Annotated in this window: 17 protein-coding genes; 4 read left to right on the forward strand and 13 right to left on the reverse strand. The window is 64.6% G+C overall.

The window, feature by feature from the left end; genetic code table 11:
• Positions 1-100: 100 nt before the first annotated feature.
• Complete coding sequence (locus M3B90_RS08070) at positions 101-1,507, forward strand: NAD(P)-binding domain-containing protein (protein WP_259889710.1); 1,407 nt, start codon at positions 101-103, stop codon at positions 1,505-1,507.
• Here the strand turns inward: M3B90_RS08070 and M3B90_RS08075 are convergent.
• Genes M3B90_RS08075 through M3B90_RS08105 form a run of 7 tightly spaced genes read right to left on the reverse strand, consistent with a single transcriptional unit; the run spans position 1,476 to position 8,932 of the window.
• Entirely contained in the window at positions 1,476-3,278 is a 1,803-nt protein-coding gene (locus M3B90_RS08075) for a CopD family protein (RefSeq protein WP_259889712.1), read from the reverse strand. The two genes, M3B90_RS08070 and M3B90_RS08075, sit on opposite strands and share 32 nt — an antisense overlap.
• A complete protein-coding gene (locus M3B90_RS08080) occupies positions 3,275-3,664 on the reverse strand; it encodes a CrcB family protein (RefSeq protein ID WP_259889714.1) in 390 nt (129 codons plus the stop codon). Before M3B90_RS08080 ends, M3B90_RS08075 begins: the two co-directional genes overlap by 4 nt.
• On the reverse strand, positions 3,661-4,224 hold the full coding sequence (gene crcB, locus M3B90_RS08085) for a fluoride efflux transporter CrcB (protein ID WP_259889768.1): 564 nt from the start codon (positions 4,222-4,224) through the stop codon (positions 3,661-3,663). Before crcB ends, M3B90_RS08080 begins: the two co-directional genes overlap by 4 nt.
• A 17-nt stretch (positions 4,225-4,241) precedes the next feature.
• Positions 4,242-5,657 carry a dihydrolipoamide acetyltransferase family protein gene (locus M3B90_RS08090; protein WP_259889717.1) on the reverse strand — a complete coding sequence of 472 codons (1,416 nt, stop codon included), beginning with the start codon at positions 5,655-5,657 and terminating at the stop codon, positions 4,242-4,244.
• 34 nt (positions 5,658-5,691) lie between these two features.
• Positions 5,692-6,675 carry an alpha-ketoacid dehydrogenase subunit beta gene (locus M3B90_RS08095; protein WP_259889719.1) on the reverse strand — a complete coding sequence of 328 codons (984 nt, stop codon included), beginning with the start codon at positions 6,673-6,675 and terminating at the stop codon, positions 5,692-5,694.
• Complete coding sequence (locus M3B90_RS08100) at positions 6,672-7,817, reverse strand: thiamine pyrophosphate-dependent enzyme (protein ID WP_259889720.1); 1,146 nt, start codon at positions 7,815-7,817, stop codon at positions 6,672-6,674. The genes M3B90_RS08095 and M3B90_RS08100 overlap by 4 nt, the downstream gene beginning before the upstream one ends.
• Positions 7,818-7,849: 32 nt before the next feature.
• Complete coding sequence (locus tag M3B90_RS08105; RefSeq protein WP_259889722.1) at positions 7,850-8,932, reverse strand: histidinol-phosphate transaminase; 1,083 nt, start codon at positions 8,930-8,932, stop codon at positions 7,850-7,852.
• A 56-nt stretch (positions 8,933-8,988) separates the two neighbouring features.
• Here M3B90_RS08105 and purB point away from each other — a divergent pair, with 56 nt between their 5' ends.
• The 3 genes from purB to ppdK all read left to right on the forward strand — a co-directional run bounded on the left by purB (position 8,989) and on the right by ppdK (position 13,597).
• Complete coding sequence (gene purB / locus M3B90_RS08110; protein ID WP_259889723.1) at positions 8,989-10,389, forward strand: adenylosuccinate lyase; 1,401 nt, start codon at positions 8,989-8,991, stop codon at positions 10,387-10,389.
• Positions 10,390-10,396: 7 nt separating this feature from the next.
• Positions 10,397-10,711: a metal-sensitive transcriptional regulator gene (locus M3B90_RS08115; protein ID WP_259889726.1), complete on the forward strand. Its 315-nt coding sequence runs from the start codon at positions 10,397-10,399 to the stop codon at positions 10,709-10,711.
• Positions 10,712-10,864: 153 nt separating this feature from the next.
• On the forward strand, positions 10,865-13,597 hold the full coding sequence (gene ppdK, locus M3B90_RS08120) for a pyruvate, phosphate dikinase (RefSeq protein WP_259889727.1): 2,733 nt from the start codon (positions 10,865-10,867) through the stop codon (positions 13,595-13,597).
• A gap of 79 nt (positions 13,598-13,676) precedes the next feature.
• Here the strand turns inward: ppdK and M3B90_RS08125 are convergent, their stop codons facing one another.
• The 6 genes from M3B90_RS08125 to pstB all read right to left on the reverse strand — a co-directional run bounded on the left by M3B90_RS08125 (position 13,677) and on the right by pstB (position 18,780).
• Positions 13,677-14,387 carry a DUF5067 domain-containing protein gene (locus tag M3B90_RS08125; RefSeq protein WP_259889729.1) on the reverse strand — a complete coding sequence of 237 codons (711 nt, stop codon included), beginning with the start codon at positions 14,385-14,387 and terminating at the stop codon, positions 13,677-13,679.
• An 80-nt stretch (positions 14,388-14,467) separates the two neighbouring features.
• On the reverse strand, positions 14,468-15,184 hold the full coding sequence (locus M3B90_RS08130) for an SDR family oxidoreductase (RefSeq protein ID WP_259889731.1): 717 nt from the start codon (positions 15,182-15,184) through the stop codon (positions 14,468-14,470).
• Positions 15,185-15,236: 52 nt separating this feature from the next.
• Complete coding sequence (locus tag M3B90_RS08135; RefSeq protein ID WP_259889733.1) at positions 15,237-15,578, reverse strand: rhodanese-like domain-containing protein; 342 nt, start codon at positions 15,576-15,578, stop codon at positions 15,237-15,239.
• 98 nt (positions 15,579-15,676) lie between these two features.
• Positions 15,677-17,032 carry an FtsX-like permease family protein gene (locus M3B90_RS08140; RefSeq protein ID WP_259889734.1) on the reverse strand — a complete coding sequence of 452 codons (1,356 nt, stop codon included), beginning with the start codon at positions 17,030-17,032 and terminating at the stop codon, positions 15,677-15,679.
• Positions 17,029-17,754, reverse strand: a complete 726-nt coding sequence (locus M3B90_RS08145; protein WP_259889736.1) for an ABC transporter ATP-binding protein — start codon at positions 17,752-17,754, stop codon at positions 17,029-17,031. Before M3B90_RS08145 ends, M3B90_RS08140 begins: the two co-directional genes overlap by 4 nt.
• A gap of 246 nt (positions 17,755-18,000) precedes the next feature.
• Positions 18,001-18,780, reverse strand: coding sequence for a phosphate ABC transporter ATP-binding protein PstB (gene pstB / locus M3B90_RS08150; RefSeq protein WP_259889738.1), 780 nt, complete (start codon positions 18,778-18,780; stop codon positions 18,001-18,003).
• Positions 18,781-18,805: the final 25 nt, after the last annotated feature.

An 18,805-nucleotide genomic window follows, 5' to 3' on the forward strand; every position in this document is an offset into this window, starting at 1 on the left:
GCCCTGAAAGGAGACCGCTTCCATCACAGCTTTTGTGCACTCGAGCGCCCTAACATGTGGAACGTTAATCTTGCGTCGTTCTGGAAGGCAAACCCCCGCCATGACTGCACTCACACGCGGATCCGTTCTCGTGATCGGAGCCGGCCCCTCGGGTCTCGCGGCTGCCGCCGCCCTTTCCTCGCTCGGGGTGGAGTTCGATCTGGTGGATGCGCAAAACCACGTAGGTGGCGTGTGGAACGTCGCGAACGAGGATGCCCCAACGTGGCCAAGCATGAAGCTCGCGACGTCGAAGTCGCACACGCAATTCGAAGATTTACGCATGCCCGTGGGCTTCCCTTCGTTTCCCTCCACCGACGAATACGCGACCTACCTTCGCGCCTACGCTTCCCACCACGGTCTCACGGAGCACTTTGAGCCGAACAAGGCAGTGCGCAGTGCCCGCTCGTTCGGCGAGGGACAGTGGGAGGTCGATTTCTCCTCCGGCGAAGTAAGGCCCTACGCGGGCATCATCGCCGCACACGGAGTTTCGCAGCGGCCGTTCCTGCCGCCGCTTTGGCACGAAGCCCGCGAATCGGGTGTCCGCACGATCCACTCGAAGAATTACCTTGGTGCCGAAGAGACGAGCGAAAAGAACGTGCTTGTTATCGGCGGTAATCAAGAGGCCGCTGACATCGCCGTTGAGCTTGCGAAAGCGAACCGCCGCGTCGCCCTCCATCCCACCGAGGCCCACTGGGTTGTCCCGCGCACGTGGGGTCCTTTCGCCGGCGACTCGCTTGCACGCCTTGAGCCGACCTTCCTCGGTCGCACCTTCAACGACACCGTCGCCGAAAAACTTCTTGAGCGTGGGATCGGCCGCCCCGAAAATGTGGGCCTGCCGAAGCCGGAAGTTTCAGTCATGGAGGATGAGCCGATCGTCTCGGACTCACTCCTCAAGCTTGTGAACGAGCGTCGCATCGAGGTTCTCCAGGATGGCGCGCACCTGCCTCTTACGCGCTTCGATCTGATCGTGTTCGCAACCGGGTACGAACCCGGAGTTGACTACCTCGAACCCGCGTACACGAGTGATCTTTTCCTCGGCGCATTCCCCCGTTCGCGCCGCGACCTCGCCGTGCTCGGCCAGGTACGCGTGCTCGGAGGCGTCACGCCGATCCTCACGCAACAGGCGGACATCGCGGCCTACGCAATGAAGGAGCTCCTCGACGAACTCGAATCTGGGTCCGCTTCGCCTGCGCTCGCGCGCTTCGAAAAGCTCAAGTCACGGGCCGATGCCGACGTGCGACGCACCGCCCCTAAGCAGAGCGGAGCTGGCATTCGAGGTGCGGTCTCTGGCGTAGCCTCTCGTGTGCGTACCGCGATGCGTTCATCCCGCATTGCGGAGGATTCGCCGTGGGCCGCGCAGAACGCCCTCGACTTGCTGCCGGAGGATCAGCCGATCCGCCTACCGCTCACCGATCGCGAGCGGCTCCTCGCGCGCCTCACGACCGCGCGGGCAATCTTCGAGAAGTAAGCACGGCACGAGCGAAGACCACCGCGCCGTAGATCGCCATCAGCGCCGCGGCGATACCCGCTCCCACATGCTGGTCGCGAAGCGTATCAGCGAACCACGTTCGTCCCGTCGCACCGAACCAGCTCGGTGCGATCGCATACGGCGTGAGCGCGATCCATACCAGCACGCCCACGAGGGCGACCGTACCAGGAAAGAGAGCCCACCTCTCTCCCGCACGGGCGAGCACCGCAATGAGGGCACCGCACGCAATCATCGCGAGGTCGAGACCGAGGTTCGCGGGATGGGATTCGAGCAGCCTGCGCATGATTGGCGGCACGAGGTATGCGCACGCGAGGGTGAGCGCGGGCACGAGCGCAAGCCCGTAGGCGAGGATCCGACGCTTGCCAAGCGCATCTCGAACCCGCTCGACGAAGGCGTCGCTTGCCCCGAGCGCGAGGGCGGTGCCAGGAAGCACAAAGAGACTAAGCGCGAGCGCAAGGTGCGCACTGAAGAGTACGCGTGAATAGACCGCGAGCGCACTCGAGGCAAGGAGAGGGTAGAGCACGAGCGCGAGAATGATCCAGCGCTGTTTGGCGGCGTGAACGCCGCGCGCCACGCCGCGCATGAGAAACCACGTGAGGGCGAGGATCGACGCGCCTATCGCGAAAATATCGGGCCTGATCTGTGTGAGAACGGCAAGGCTTCGTGGATCGGGAGGCAGCGCATAGGTCGTGAGGATCCCTGCGGGAGTAGCAGGCGGCGAGATGTCTTGCGCGGGCGGGGGCGCGCTCGACATCGCGGCGGCGATGCCGAGCGCGGCGCCCATGAGGAGAATTTCAAAGAGAGCGAGTTCGCGGAAGCCCGAGCGGGCAAGGGATGCACGCCGCGCGAGCACGCGCCGCTGGGCATAGCCGCACACGCCGAGTGCAAGGAGCAGCACCAGTTTGACGAGGCCGAGTTGTCCGTAGGGGTGGGTGATGAGCTCGCTGAGAGTGCTCAGGCGCGCGAGAATCGCGAGCATGCCCGAGCCTGCGAGGCCGATCCACGCGACGAGCGCGAGGGAGGAAAAGCGCCCGATCGTGCGGCGCATCGCGGGCTCATCCCCGGGGCCGAGCCCGGGCAGAAATTGGAGTACGAGAAGCGGCCCGACCCACGCCGAGAAGGCGAGGAGGTGGAAAAACATCGAGCTCGTCGCGCTTTCATGGCTCACACTTCCCGCAGCGTGCCCCGTCATCGCTTTGGCAACGATCGCCCCGAGAGCCGTGAGTGTTGTGGCGCGCGCCGTGAGTTTGCCGGTCCCCGAGACTCCGACCGCGCTCGCGAGGGCCGCCGCAATGATCGCGGTGATGTTCCATACGCCGAGGTCACTCGCGGCAAACACCCCAATGTCGGAACCGAAGTGGGCCGTAAAGAGCGGCTGTCCAGAAGATAGCGAATACGCGAGGATGAACTGCACGATGAGCAGGAATGTCCACGCGATCGCGCTCGCGAACGCGAAAGTCATGGCGCGCTCCCTCGCGTGCACCGTCCACGTGCAAGGCTCGGGCGGGTCATCATCAAGAAGCCAGCCCGCAAGGATCGCCCCGCCGAGGGTGAGCGCTCCTGCGGCTGCGGCAAGCGCCGCACTCACGGGGAGCAATGCCTCGGTGACCCTCCCGGCGTTCACGAGAAGGATTTCTGCGTCCCCCACCGCGTAGCGTGCACCGGCGAGCGCGAGAACCGCAGCACCTCCGAGGGCCACGCACGTGATCAGAAGCGCGGCAAGGACCGCGCGCGTGTGCGCACGGCTCACGCGGTCACCACGATGCCAAGCCAGAATGCTGCGAGTGCCGAGCCGAGACTCAGCGCGTAGTAACCAAGGGCGGTTACCGTCGCGCGCGAGCGCACGAGCATCACGATTTCGAGCATGAAAGTCGACATGGTCGAGAGCGCCCCACAAAAGCCAGCACCAAACAGCGCCGCGAGGCTCGAGGCGACGAGGTCGGTATTGCCGCCGAGGCGACGCAGCACGATCGCGAGGAGAAAAGAGGCGACGACGTTGGCGACGAACGTCGGCCACGGGATCGGCGAGGGCTCCTTGTTGGCACTGGAAGCCTGCCACAAAGCGGGCACGAAAGTGAGGCCGTAGCGTGCAGCTGCCCCGAATGCAGCCCCGAGCGCGACGATGAAGGCGATCATGGTGACTGCTCACCTTCCTCAACATCCTCAGGATTGTTCATCGCACCCACGCGGTTACCCGCCATGAGCCCCACCACGACCGCGAGCACACACATGAGGACGCTCACGGTCACGTACTTCAACGCCTCGAGGGGGAAGCCCGCGCCGATGATCGCGGCGATCTCACTCGTGAATGTGCTCATCGTCGTGAATCCGCCGCACAAGCCCGGACCGAGAACGAGTGTGTATTGCGTGCGCTTCGGGGGTCGCTCGTCCCAGTACCCCGTGAGCGCGCCGAGGATCAGGCACCCGAGGAAATTCGCGACAAGTGTGCCCCATGGGAGATCGACGAGCGTGAGCGTCGTTGTCGTGGGGAGGATGACGGACAAGCCGTAACGCACGACTGCACCTACGGCTCCGCCGAGGGCGACCCACGCAACGCCCTTGTGAAACGGCAGCGATTGAGGTTGGGCGCGCACGATACGCATCGCCGTGGTTTCCGTGCTCGTGACGGCCGCAAATTCGGCCGTTCGCATGAGTGGATCCTCGCGGCGGGGGCTCTCGAGTCCTTCTTCGTCCATCACCGCTCTAGCGTACGTCAGCCCCAGACGAGCCCGAGGCTCGGATTCTCGAGAACGGCAGAGACATCACGCAGAAGCTCGGAGCCGAGCGCCCCGTCGATGAGGCGGTGGTCGAAACTCAGCGCGAGCGAACACACCTTGCGAGAGGTGATCTCGCCGTCCACAACCCACGGCTTGTCCTTGATCGCGCCGAAGCCAAGGATGACCGACTCGCCGGGATTGAGGATCGGCGTCCCGGAATCGATACCGAAAACGCCGAAGTTTGTGATTGTGATCGTACCGTTGCGCGTCGCCGAGAGCGGCGTCTGGCCCGCGCGCGCCGTTTGGGCAAGGTCGTTGATGCTCACGGCAAGCTCGCGCAGCGTGAGCAGATGGGCGTCCTTGATGTTCGGCACGATGAGCCCGCGCGGAGTCGCCGCGGCGATACCGAGGTTCACGAAGTGCTTGTAGACGATTTCCTGGTTCTCCTCATCCCACGAGGCATTGACCTCGGGATTGCGGCGAATCGCCACGAGCAGCGCCTTGGCGAGCACGACGAGCGGGGAGATCTTGACATCTTTCCACTCGCGGCTCTTCTTGAGCGTGTCGAGGAGCTCGAGCGTTTCGGTCATGTCGACCTCGTTGAACACCGTGACGTGCGGTGCGGTAAACGCCGAGCTCACCATTGCCTCCGCGGTGCGCTTGCGCACGCTGCGGATCGGCACGCGGGTGGTCTGTTCGTCGCTCGTGACGCCCGGGAACGGCTGGCTTTTCGGGGTCTTCATTTGCCCCGCAAGGTTTTCGGGCGCCTGCTTTTCCTCTCCCGGGAAGAAGCTTCCGGACTGTTCAGGACTCTGCGCAGGGTGCTGTTCGAGCGAACGTTGCGAGGCGGCAATGACGTCTTGGCGGGTCACGACCCCCCCGCGACCGGTCGCGAGCACCTCGTGGAGGGCAACGCCGAGGTCTTTCGCGAGTTTACGCACGGGCGGCTTCGCGAGGATCCGATCGATCGGCACCTGGGGCTCGGAGGCACCTTGCGCGATTGCGCGCTTCTTCCGGCGCGGGGTCGGTGTTTCACGCGCGCCGTAACCGACGAGGGTCTTCGGCTCGGCATCTGCGGTGTCCTCCGAAGCGCCCGTAGGTTCGGTGGTGTCGGCGTTTTCGGCGGCACTTTCGGGAGTCTCGGGTTCCGACGCCTGCTCGGCCCCCGGTGCGGTTTCAATGTCAAACATGGGCTCGCCCACGTTCAGTTCATCGCCCTCTTTAACGTGAACCTTCGCGACGATGCCCGCGACGTGCGAGGGAAGCTCAACCGCGCTCTTCGCGGTCTCGACCGTGACAACGGGATCGTTAATCTCGACCCGATCCCCCTCCTTGACCTTGATCTCAATGATTTCCGCCTCGGTGAGGCCCTCGCCGGGATCGGTGAGGCAAATCTGCGTGATGCTGCTCATGAGGGAACCTTTCGGGTGGGTCAGTACTCGGGAATCAGTGTTCGAGGGAGCGGTCGACGGCGTCAAGCACGCGCTCAAGATCAGGCAGGTACGTGTGTTCCATGCGCGCCGGCGGATACGGCGTGTGATAGCCACCCACGCGCATGACGGGTGCCTCCAGGCTATAGAAGCAGCGTTCGGTGATGCGCGCCGCGATCTCGCCGCCAAGGCCACCGAACACGGGGGCCTCGTGCACAATCACGAGACGGCCCGTCTTCGTCACGGAGGCCTGGATTCGATCGAAATCGATCGGGTTGAGGCTGCGCAGGTCGATGACTTCGAGCGAGAGGCCGTCGTCCTCCGCCGCTTGGGCTGCCTCGAGGGCGACGGGAACCGTCGGACCCCATGCGACGAGCGTGAGATCCGCCCCCTCGCGGACAACGTTCGCCTCAAAGTGCTTGAGCGCGGGCCGGTTCTCGGTGTCCACTTCGCCCTTGACCCAGTAGCGCCGCTTCGGCTCGAACATGATCACGGGGTCGTCGGATTCGATCGCCTGGCGCGTAAGCCAGTAGGCGTCGTTCGCGTTCGACGGCGTGAGAATGCGCAGGCCAGCCGTGTGGGCGAAGAGGGCCTCGGGGCTCTCCGAGTGGTGCTCGACCGCGCCAATCCCTCCGCCGTAGGGGATACGGATGACGACGGGCATGCGGACGCGGCCCTCGGTGCGGTAGTGGGTTTTCGCGAGCTGGGTCGTGATCTGGTTGTAGGCGGGGAACACGAAACCATCGAACTGGATCTCGCAGATTGGCCGGTAGCCGCGATACGCGAGACCCACGGCGGAGCCCACGATACCGGCCTCACCGAGTGGGGTGTCCACGATGCGCAACTCGCCAAATTCGTCGAGCAGACCCTGCGTTACGCGGAACACGCCGCCGAGCCGGGCGACGTCCTCGCCCATGAGCATGACCTTCTCGTCCGCGCGCATCGCATCGCGGATCCCCAGGTTGATCGCGCGGGCGATCGGGAGCTTTTCGATGCTCACTTGCCCTCGCCCTCCTCTTCGAACTGTTCGATGTAGCGGATGTACTCGGTACGCTCCTCGGCCACGAGGGGATGCTCGTCCACGTACACGTGGTCGAAAATCTGGATCGGGTCCGGATCCTCGAGGGCGTGAATGTGGTGGTGGAGGCTCATCGAAAGGTCGTGGCCCTCATCCTTGCAGCGCTCCACGAAGGCGTCATCGAGCTGGTCCTCGCGCCGCAAGTACGCCTCGAAACGCGCGATCGGATCGAGGGTCGCCCAGTGCTTCTCTTCATCTTCATCGCGGTAAATGCGCGGCTCATCACTCGTCGTGTGCGCGTTCATGCGATAAGTGAGGGCTTCGATGAAGCGCGGCCCCTCACCCCCGCGCGCGGCATCGAGCGCGAGACGGCTCACGGCGTAGCTCGCGAGCACGTCGTTGCCGTCAACGCGCACCGAAGGGATGCCCCAGCCGCGGCTGCGCTGCGCGAGCGGAACGCGCGTTTGCACGCTCGTCGCGGTCGAGATTGCCCACTGATTGTTCTGGGTGAAAAACACGATCGGCGCTTCAAAGCTCGCGGCCCACGTAAAAGCCTCGGACACCTCGCCCTCGGAGCTCGCGCCATCGCCGAAGAGCGCGAGAACCGCCGTGTCGACCTCGGGATCGCCCGTGCCGCACGCACCGTCGCGCGTAATGCCCATCGCGTAGCCCACGGCCTGGGGTGCTTGTGCGCCGAGCACAATCATGTACGGGTGCGTCATGAGTTCGCGGGGGTCCCAGCCGCAGTGATTGATGCCGCGCCACACCTCGAGGAGCTTCCACGGCTCGATGCCGCGCGCCCACGCGACGCCGTGCTCGCGGTAGGTCGGCACGAGGTAGTCGTGGGCACGGGCGGCGTGGCCCGCACCGATTTGCGCGGCCTCCTGGCCAACGGCGCTCGCCCAGAGACCAAGCTGACCCTGGCGTTGAAGGGCTGTCGCCTCGTGATCGGCGGCGCGCACGATCACCATGTCGCGGTAGAAACCGCGCAGGTCATCAAAGTCGAGATGGGCGAGCACGGCGTCGAGCTCGTGGTTCGGCGTGCGCGTGCCGTCGGGCGAAAGGAGCTGGAGCGTCGGTTCACTCGAGGCGGGGGTCGGTATCGCTGTCTGGAAAACACTCACGGCCCCAAGCCTAACCTACGGTGGCGTAGGTTTCAGCCTTTCTGGTCCTGCCACGCCTCCGCAATGTCAATAAAGCGCGCGTTTGCGGCCTCTTCCGCGATCGTCACCCGGCAACCGTCGGACCCGTAACCCCGCACCACGAGTCCCCGCTCGAGCGCGAACTGCACGAACTCCCCCGTACGCTCACCGAGCGGGAGATACACAAAGTTGCCGTGCGAAGGAACGCGCGCGCAGCCGAGGTCCAGGCCCTCGAGTGCGCTCTCCACGCGCGAGCGCTCCCCGCGGATCCACTCGACTCGCGCGGCGAGTTCCGTGCGGGCCGGTTCCTCGAGCGCCACGCACGCGGCGATTTGCGCGAGACTCGAGGCGCCAAACGGGATCGCCACCTTGTCGAGGGCTTCGGCGAGGCGAGGATGCGCGATCGCGTAGCCCAGGCGCAGCCCCGCGATGCCGTGCACCTTCGAGAACGTGCGCACGCGCACGAGGTTGTCGAACCTCTCAAAGAGCCGCGCTGAATCCGCGCGCACCTCGGGATCGGCAAACTCGACGTAGGCCTCGTCGAGCGCGACCGTGACGCGATCGGGGATGCGTGCGAGGAAGGTCTCGAGCTCTACCTCCTCGAGCACCGTACCCGTCGGGTTGTTCGGTGAGCACAGGAGAATCAGGCGGGTGCGTTCCGTGACGGCCGAAGCGATCGCTTCGAGGTCGTGCTCCTCGCGCGCCGTAAGGGGAATAGGGACGGCCACGGCGCCGTGCGACTGCACAAGGATCGGGTAGGCCTCGAAGCTGCGCCACGGGAAAATCACCTCATCGCCTTGGTCCGCGAGCGCGCGCACGAGGTCACCGAGAACAGCCGAAGCTCCCGTTGACACGTGAATCTGAGCGGGGCCGACTCCGTGCTCGGCCGCGAGGAGCCCGCGGAGCGTGGTCGCCGCCATGTCGGGGTAGCGGTTGAGCCCCACGAGCTCATTCTCGAGCGCGGCGCGAATCTCGGGGAGCGGCTCGAATGGCGACTCGTTCGAACTCACCTTGAACGCGTCGGCCGGGGCGGGCTTGCCCGGAACGTAGGAGGGAATCGACTCGAGCGCGCTGCGCACGTGAATGTTTTCAGCCATGCAGGAATGGTACGTGCAGGGGGGCATCCGCGCGCGGTCCGTGCCAAAATGGCTGCATGCGCCTCAGTGATATCGACCCCGCCCTTCCGCTCACCCCGCTCGACGGCCGCTACCGCGCCCAGGTTGCCCCGCTCGTGGACCACCTGAGCGAAGCCGCCCTCAACCGCACTCGCATCGTCGTAGAAACCGAGTGGATGATCCACCTCCTCGATAAGGGCGCGATCCCGGGCCTGCGGTCCCTCACGGACGACGAACGCGCCCTTATTCGCCGAATCCCCGAAGACTTCGGCGCCGAAGGCATCGCCGAGCACGCCGAAATCGAGCGTGAAACCGTGCACGACGTCAAGGCCGTCGAGTACTACATCAAGCGCCGCCTCGCGGGCACAAGCCTCGAGCCCCTCGCCGAAATCGTGCACATCTACTGCACGAGCGAAGACATCAACAACCTCTCCTACGCCCTCATGGTGAAGGGTGCCCTCGAAGACGTGTGGCTTCCCGCCCTCGCCAGCCTCACCGCCGATCTCGAAAATCTCGCGCGCGAGTGCGCCGGGATCCCCATGCTGAGCCGCACCCATGGCCAGGCCGCAACCCCCACGACGCTCGGCAAGGAACTCGCGGTATTCGCCTACCGCCTGAAGCGGCAAATCGCCCGCCTCGAAACCGACGAGATCCTTGGCAAGATCAACGGCGCGACCGGCACGTGGGCCGCGCACGCCATCTCCGTTCCCGAAACCAACTGGCCCGAAGTCGCGAGAAGCTTCGTCGAACACCTCGGTCTCACCTGGAACCCGCTCACGACCCAGATCGAGAGCCACGACTGGCAAGCGGAAATCTACGCGGACGTCGCACGCGCGGGCCGCATCCTCCACAACCTCGCAACCGACATGTGGACCTATATCTCCCTCGGCTACTTCCGCCAGCGTCTGAGCGCCCAGGGTGGAACGGGAAGCTCGACCATGCCCCACAAGGTCAACCCGATCCGTTTCGAGAACGCCGAGGCCAACCTCGAAATCTCGGGAGCCCTCTTCGACGTCCTTGCCCAGACGCTCGTGACCTCGCGCCTCCAGCGTGACCTCACCGACTCGACCACGCAGCGCAACATCGCCCCCGCCTTCGGGCACTCGCTCCTCGCGATCTCCAACCTCAAGCGCGGCCTCGCCGGCCTCGACACCGATGCTGAGCAGATGGCTCGCGACCTCGACGCGAACTGGGAGGTCCTCGGCGAAGCCGTCCAGTCCGTCATGCGCACGCTCAGCATCCAGGGCGTCGACGGCATGGACTCGCCGTACGAACGCCTCAAGGACCTCACGCGTGGAAAGCGCGTCGACGGCGAGGCGATGCGCGCATTCATCACCTCCCTCGATCTGCCCGAGGAGGAGCGCGAACGACTCCTCGCCCTCACCCCCGCGACCTACGTGGGCCTAGCGGCCTCACTCGTGGATTATCTCGAGGACTAAACACCGCATGAGCGACTGCCACGGCTCATCCGCCGACGACCACGCGCCCGGCTACCACGCCGAAAAGGACGCTTACGTACGACGCCTGAAGCGTATCGAGGGGCAAGTGCGCGGGCTCCAGAGAATGCTCGAAGATGACACGTACTGCATCGACGTTCTCACCCAGGTGAGCGCCGTCAAGCGCGCCCTCGAAGCGGTCTCGCTCGGCCTCGTCGAGGATCACGTGCGCCACTGCGTGCGGGATGCGGCCGCCGACGGCTACCCAGACGTGATTGATGAGAAGCTCACCGAGGTGCTCACGGCTGTCAAACGACTCATGTAACCGGGTTCAGGAAGGGCCGGGCAAGCGTCGGACCCTCCCAATATTCCGATCACCCGGATGCTGCCCGCGGAAAATCCCTCGCGCGTACCGAAGCGTGGGCGCACAATGGTGCCACCCTACCCACCACAATGACGTGTGAGAGGACGGATCACCATGAGCGATCAGTACGTCTACCCTTTTAGCGCCGGTTCGCGCGAGCAGGTGGACCTGCTCGGCGGCAAAGGTGCGAATCTCGCCGAAATGACCCAGCTCGGGCTGCCCGTGCCGCCCGGTTTCACGATTACCACCGACGCCTGCCGGTACTACATGCACCACGGGCACGAGCCAGGCGTGCTTGACGACCAGGTCAAGCGTGAGCTCGCGAGCGTCGAAAAGGAACTCGGGCGCACGTTCGGCGACCCGCGCAATCCGCTTCTCGTAAGCGTGCGCTCCGGCGCAGCGGTATCGATGCCCGGAATGATGGAGACCGTGCTCAACGTCGGTCTCAACGACGAGACTCTCGAGGGTCTCGCGGAGCTTTCGCATTCACGGCGCTTCGCGCTCGATTCGTACCGACGCCTACTGCAGATGTTCGGGCGCACCGTGCTCGACATCGACGCCGAACTTTTCGAAGCAGTCCTCGACGAGGCGAAGGAGGCGGCAAGCGCGACGAGCGACGTCGAGCTTTCAGCGGGTGACCTCGAGAAGGTCGTGGCACGCTTCAAAGAGATCATTGAACTCGAATCGGGCGCGCCGTTCCCACAAGACCCGTTCACGCAGCTCACGATGAGTATTCACGCGGTGTTTGACTCGTGGAACTCGCCCCGCGCGATCGTGTACCGCAATACCGAACGCATTCCCCACGACCTTGGCACGGCCGTCAACGTGTGTTCGATGGTGTTCGGCAACCTCGACGATCAGAGCGCGACGGGCGTTGCCTTCACACGTGACCCCGCGACCGGAGCACGCGGTGAATACGGCGACTTCCTCATCAACGCGCAGGGTGAGGACGTCGTTGCGGGAATCCGCAACACACTGAGCCTGCCCGACATGGAAAAGCTACTGCCTAAGAACTACCGCGAGCTCATCGGCATTATGGAGCGGCTCGAACAGCACTACCGCGACCTGTGCGATATCGAGTTCACGATCGAATCGGGCAAGCTGTGGATGCTTCAAACCCGCGTGGGCAAGCGCACCGCCGCGGCCGCATTCCGCATCGCGACTGCCCTTCTCGATGAAGGCGCGATCAGCGAAAACGAGGCGCTCATGCGCGTGAACGGCGATCAACTTTCGCGCCTCATGTTCCCAGCGTTCGATCCAAACGCGAAGCGGGTTCTCCTCGCGCGCGGCATGAACGCCTCGCCAGGCGCCGCGACGGGCCACGTTGCCTTCACCTCCCAGGACGTGCTCGAGCGCGCGAAATCGGGCACGCGCTCGATTCTCGTGCGTCGCGAGACGAACCCCGACGACCTCGCGGGCATGATCAACGCCGAGGGCGTGCTTACGGCTCGCGGCGGCAAGACCTCTCACGCCGCGGTCGTCGCACGCGGGCTCGGCCGCACGTGCGTGTGCGGCGTCGAGGCATTCACGGTCGACGAAGCTGCCCGCGAGGTGCGCGTTGACGGCGAAGTCGTCCTGCGCGATGGGGATCTCGTGTCGATTGATGGCACGAATGGCGACGTGTTCCTCGGCGAAGTTCCCGTTCAACCGAGCGCCGTCGCGGCCTATTTCGAATCGGGTGCGAGCCTCGACGGCGCTGCCGAAATGAGACTCGAGAACCTCAAAGAATCCGAGGCCGAGCTCGTGACGAGCGTCGACCGCCTCATGCGCATCGCCGATCGCGAGCGCGCTCTCCTCGTACGCGCGAATGCCGACACTCCCGAGGATGCTGCCCGCGCACGCCGCATGGGTGCCCAGGGCATCGGCCTCACGCGCACCGAGCACATGTTTCTCGGCGACCGGCGGAAACTCGTCGAGGACCTCATCCTCGCGGCGAGCCCCGAGGAGCGCGAGGCTGCGCTTGCGGCGCTGCTCCCACTCCAGCGCGGCGACTTCCTCGACATGATTCGCGAGATGGACGGCCTTCCCATGACCGTTCGACTGCTCGATCCTCCGCTCCACGAGTTCCTTCCCGACCTCACCGAGCTCTCGGTGCGGATCGCGAAGGCCGAAGAGCGCGGCGAGCACAACGAGCACGAGATCAAGGTTCTCGAGGCCGTCAAGCGACTCCACGAGCAAAACCCCATGCTGGGCCTGCGGGGCGTGCGACTCGGACTCTCGATTCCCGGCCTGTTCGGCATGCAAACGCGCGCAATTCTCGAAGCGGAAGCACAAGCCCGAGCCGAGGGCCTCAACCCCCAGGTGGAGATCATGATCCCGCTCGTGAGCTCCGTGCGTGAACTGCGCGAGATCAAGAAAGAAATCTTCGCGGTGCGCGATGCCGTCACGCAGGAAACGGGACTCAAGCTCACGACCGTGATCGGATCAATGATTGAGCTTCCGCGCGCGGCGCTTCGCGCCGACGAGATCGCCGAGGAAGCCGAGTTCTTCAGCTTCGGCACGAACGACCTCACGCAAACGACGTGGGGCTTCTCGCGAGACGACGTCGAGGCCGGATTTTTCTTCACCTACAAAGAACACGGGATCCTGCTCACGAGCCCCTTCGAGTCGATCGATCAGTTCGGCGTGGGTGAGCTCGTGCGCATCGGCACCGAGCGAGGCCGCGCCGTCAACCCCCACCTCCACGTGGGTGTGTGCGGCGAACACGGCGGCGATCCGCGTTCGATTCACTTCTTCAACTGGCTCGGCCTCGACTACGTTTCGTGCTCACCGTTTCGCGTGCCGGTCGCCCGCCTTGAGGCGGGTCGCGCAACGCTTAGCGTGGATGACTTCGAGATGAGCCACTAGCGCGAGGCAGGCTCAGGATAAAGAAAAGGTGGCCGCGATGCGCAATGCTCGCGGCCACCTTTTGCTGTCTTGTGTAGGTCTAGAGCGCGTTGAGGTCGTCGATCGTCATCGAAAGCGTCCTCGTTTCGAAGGAAAACGCTTCCTCAAGCTCAATAACAAGAGGCTTCGACATATCGGTGATACCTACGGCATCCTGGACACCAGTCACGGCGGAGCCGGGCTTGACTTCCCTTTGGCTTATCGAAAGGTCGATATGGTCGCTGACCGACGGCCAGTCGGTCTCGACTCCATCCTGGAACCCCTTAAAGGAGATCGACAAAAACGGGGCAACAGCCTCGTGACTGTTGTTCTTCCAGTCGTAGGTCACCTTGAGGACCTTGTCGCCGTTCCAGTCCTTCACGATTTTCAGTTTCGTCACGGTGACGGAGTAGTCGCCTACCTGGACTTCCTTGCCGACTTCGAGGGCATTGGGATCGGCGGGCTCCTCCTCAACCGGAGCCTCGGCTGGCTTTGCTGCTTCAACTGGCGCGGCCTCGGTCGTCGGCGCCGGAGCGGGCTCTGCCGTTTCGGGCGTGGGGGTAGGCGTGGGCGTTGCCTCTGGCGTTTCGGTCGCCTGCGCGGCGGCAGCCTCGGTCGTTTCAGCCGGCGTCGTCTCTTCAGCAGCGGTCGTCTCGGAAGCTGAGGACTGTGAAGAAGGCTGGTCAGAAAGCGCGACAGACACAAGCGCACCGCAGCCCGTGAGACTTACGAGGGAACCTGCGGCGAGGAGAGAAATAAGGGTCTTTTTCAACGGAGGCCTCACACGGCATGAGAAGGGGATAGGCGGGTTTATCCTAACCCTGCTCTGCGCAGACTTTTGGCCCAGAATTCCTATCGCGGGCGGATTGAGAGCACGTCCACATTTGCCTCGGGCGGCGCGGTAAGTGCGTAGCGCACTGCCTCGCCGATGGTCTCGGGTTTCATGTAGTCGCTCTCAACGTATTCGCCGCCCTCGTAGGCGCGAAGTTCGCGCTGCATGTCCGTCGCGACGCGGCCGGGGTGAAGCGACACCACGCGCACGCCGTTTGCGCGTTCCTCTTCGCGAAGTGCGTCGGAGAGGGCCCGAAGCGCGAACTTGGTCGCCGAGTACACGGCATTGCCGGGCTTCGACGTGAAACCTGAACCGGAGTTCACGAACAGGATCGTGCCGCGCGCCTCGCGAAGTTCCGGGAGGATTTGCGCGGTGAGCACAGCTTGCGACGTCACGTTCATGTGGAGCAAGAACTCCCAGTCGCTCGGCTTGGTGTTTTCGACGGTGTCGCCGGCGAGCACGCCGGCACTCAGCACGGCGCCGTCAAGACCACCGTTGCCGGTTCCAAGCGCACCCTTTTCGCGGGCTTCACGCATGCCGTCGATGATTTTCTGCGAATCGGCGAGGTCCGCAAGCACGTATTCTGCCGACGGTAGCTCGGCCACCAATGTTTCGAGAGCTTTGTCGTTCCGGCCCACGAGCACGAGGTGGGCGAAGTCTTGGAGAGCGAAGGCGGTCGCGCGGCCGATGCCGCGCGTGGCGCCCGTGATCAGGATGCGGGGCTTCGAATTCGTCATGCCCCCACTGTGTCACGCGCGCCTCGAGGAAACCTGCCCCGGAAACTCGAGGCTAAAGTACGCGGCCCTGCTCCCCCGCGTCTGTGACGACGGGTAGGCCCTGCGTGAGCCAGGCGTCCATGCCGCCGCCAACGTTGATTGCCTCGATACCCTGCATCGCGAGCCACTGGGCGACCTGCGACGAGCGCCCGCCGGAGCGGCACACGAGGTAGACATCCCGTTCGCGGCCTTCATCGTCCTCAACGAAAAGCTCATCGAGGTGTGCGGCGAGGCTGCTCGCGGGAAGGTGGCGGGCGCTTGGGGCGTGCCCGGCGTCCCACTCATCCTGCTCACGGATGTCGAAAAGCACGGCACCTTCGGGGACGCTCAGGGGGTCTACAGTCTCAAAGTCCATGCCTTCAGCGTAGACGCGAGGGCTCCATACGGACCGCAAAACGCCGGCGCGAGGGGTACCCCACGCGCCGGCGCAAAATCTGCCCACATTATGGCTTCCTAGCCAGCTGCACGCACGCGCGCACGGGCCGCGCGCGCCACGAGCGGAGAGCTTACAAGCGCCGACGCCGCCACGAGGCCGAGCGCCGCCACGACACTCACGAGGAAGCCCAGAGCCACGAGAGGATTCGTGGCCGACGACCCCATGAGAGCGAGCAGCACGAGAGCTGCCATGAACACGGAGACCACGAGAGAAATCCCCACGGGAATCGCGATTTCGGCAATGCGCGCGCGGTGCAACTGGCTCACACTCGCCCCCGCGACGTGCTGGGCGCGATACCTCGGTGCCTGGTCGATCACGCGCGCGGTCTGCGTCACACCCGTGCTCACGGCAGCAAGCACCGCGGCGATCCCGACCGTGAGAAGCGCGCCCGTCACGAGAGCCTGATTCATGAGCTGCGCGACTGCATCACCATTCGGGAAGGTCGTGATGATTGACGCGAACCCGGCGACGACGAGAGCGATCGTCACGCCAGACACCGCTCGCCAGCCCGCACGCGGATCCGAGGTGAGGCGCCGCGCCCCCACAAGGAGGCCCGGGGTCGGTGCAAGGAACGCGGCGAACCGCGCCACGATCCACACGATGAACGGGCCCGCGAGATTGACGGCAAACACCATCGTGCCCACGGTCGCGAGGACGCCCACGATGATGGCACCGAGCGAGACGCCCTCGATTCTCGGGAGGAAGGTTGCCACAACCAGGAACACGACGATACTCAGCACCCACACGAGAAGACGCACGACAGACATGCGCACCGTATGCGCGCCGCGCGCGATGCCGAGGGGACTCAGGGCGACACCCGTGAGAGTGATGGCGGCGGACAGCGCCGCGAAGAGCGCGAGCGCAAAAGGCGTGAGTGCGAGCGCCCACCATGGCAAGATGAGCTCGCCCACCGTGAACTTTCGGATCCCGAAATCGAGGTGCGAAAGAGGCCACGCCGCGGCAACATGCACGCCAGCACCGATCGCTGCTCCCACGATGGATTGCCAGGCAACGTCGGACACCGCGACCCCCGCGACCTGCGCGCGCGTTCCCCCAACGAGCCTCACCGCCGCCAAATCCTTCTCGCGGCGAGCGAGCGAAAGCCGAGCCGCCGCCCCGCCGAGCGCGATTGCGTTCGGTACGAGCAGAACGCACGCGAAGACCGCGCATATCACGAGCATCGGCATGATCTGCGCCTCGGGGGATGCATTCGCGCTCGAAAGGTCAAAACCTTCGGCGCCAAGACGCCCGTAGAACGCACCCGTGCCCGCGAGCACGGTGCACACGATCGCGGTTGCCGCCGCAAACGCAATGACGGGAAGGGCATTGGCGAGGGAGTTTCGCCCCCGTACGAGCATGGGAAGAGCCTTCATCGCGTCACCTCTCGCTCGATCTGGCCGTCTCGCATTGTAATCGTGCGTGCGCACGCGGCAGCGACGTTCGGGTCGTGGGTCACCATGACGAGCGCGCTGCCCGCATTGGCCGTGGCCTGAAGAAGCAGCGCAAGGACCTCCTGGCCGGTCTGCTGGTCAAGAGCTCCCGTGGGCTCATCGGCATACACGACCGACGGTTCCCCCGCGAGAGCGCGTGCGATCGCGACGCGCTGGGCCTGACCACCCGAAAGCTGGCCCGGTCGGCGATCCTCGAGGCCCTCGAGCCCAAGAGCTGCGAGCCATTGCCTGGCTACCTTCTTCGCTTTGCCGCGCGAAACACCCGCGAGCATGCGCGGAAGCATGACGTTCTCAAGAGCGCTCAGTTCGGGAAGGAGCTGGCCATCCTGGAACACGAACCCGAAGTCGGTGCGGCGCAGCTTTGTGCGGGCCGCGTCGCGCATTTCGCTCAGGTCACGATCGCCATAGATCACACGGCCTCCCGTAGGGGCGAGGATGCCCGCGAGGCAGTGAAGGAGGGTCGACTTTCCGCAACCCGAGGGCCCCATGATCGCGAGGCTCTGGCCGGCGTGAATGTCGAGGTTCACGCCGCGCAGGGCATGGGTGTTGCGGTCGTAGGCGAGTGAAAGGTCGCGCGCCGAAAGAACGGTGCGGACGGTTGACTGGGCGGTGGACTGGGGCGAATACATGTGCGTTGTTGTCATGCCTCTACATTCCCGTGCAGGAAGGGTTCGGCGCGTCAGTCCCGAGGACCGCGTACGCCCATCGCATGGCGGATGTTTCGCAGCACCCATCGCTGCCAGTTACACCAGGAGAAGGAGACTCGCTCATACTTTTGTCGTGCCACAGCGTGGCACGTGAAGGGCGCCTCTGGAATGCGGAAGGCGCGGCCCGGGATTTCCCGTGGCCGCGCCTTCATCGCGAACGATGCCCGTGAAAGGGCCCGCCGATCAGCCGAACTTACCGGAGATGTAACGCTCGGTTTCTTCCTGCGCGGGGTTGTTGAAGATCTTGGTCGTATCGTCGAACTCGATGAGCTTGCCCGGGGTGCCCGTGCCGGCGATGTTGAAGAAGCCGGTCTTGTCGGACACACGCGACGCCTGCTGCATGTTGTGGGTCACGATCACGATCGTGTACTCGGACTTAAGCTCGTGGATGAGGTCCTCAACCGCGAGGGTCGAGATCGGGTCGAGTGCCGAGCAAGGCTCGTCCATGAGGACGATGTCAGGCTTCACGGCGATCGTGCGGGCAATGCATAGACGCTGCTGCTGACCGCCTGAGAGGCCACCGCCGGGTTTGTTGAGGCGGTTCTTTACCTCTTCCCAAAGGTTTGCGCCACGAAGCGACTCCTCAACGAGTTGATCGGCCTCGCTTTTCGACATGCGCTTGTTGTTGAGCTTCGCTCCCGCGAGCACATTCTCGGCGATCGACATCGTGGGGAACGGATTCGCCTTCTGGAACACCATACCCACGCGGCGACGAACGTTCACCGGGTCAATACCAGGGCCGTAGATGTTCTCACCGTTGATATTGACCTCGCCCTCAGCGTAGGCGCCGGGAATGACCTCGTGCATGCGGTTGAGGGTACGGAGGAACGTGGACTTGCCACAGCCCGAGGGGCCAATGAGGGCGGTGACGCTGCGCGCGTCGATCTTGACGTTGACGTCCTCAACGGCGAGAAAATCACCGTAGTAGACGTTGAGGTTCTTCACGTCGATGCTCTGTGACATCTTGAATCCTTTCAAAGATCAGCCT

Origin of the sequence: Dermabacter sp. p3-SID358 (assembly GCF_025147465.1) — a bacterium.
GTDB lineage: Bacteria > Actinomycetota > Actinomycetes > Actinomycetales > Dermabacteraceae > Dermabacter.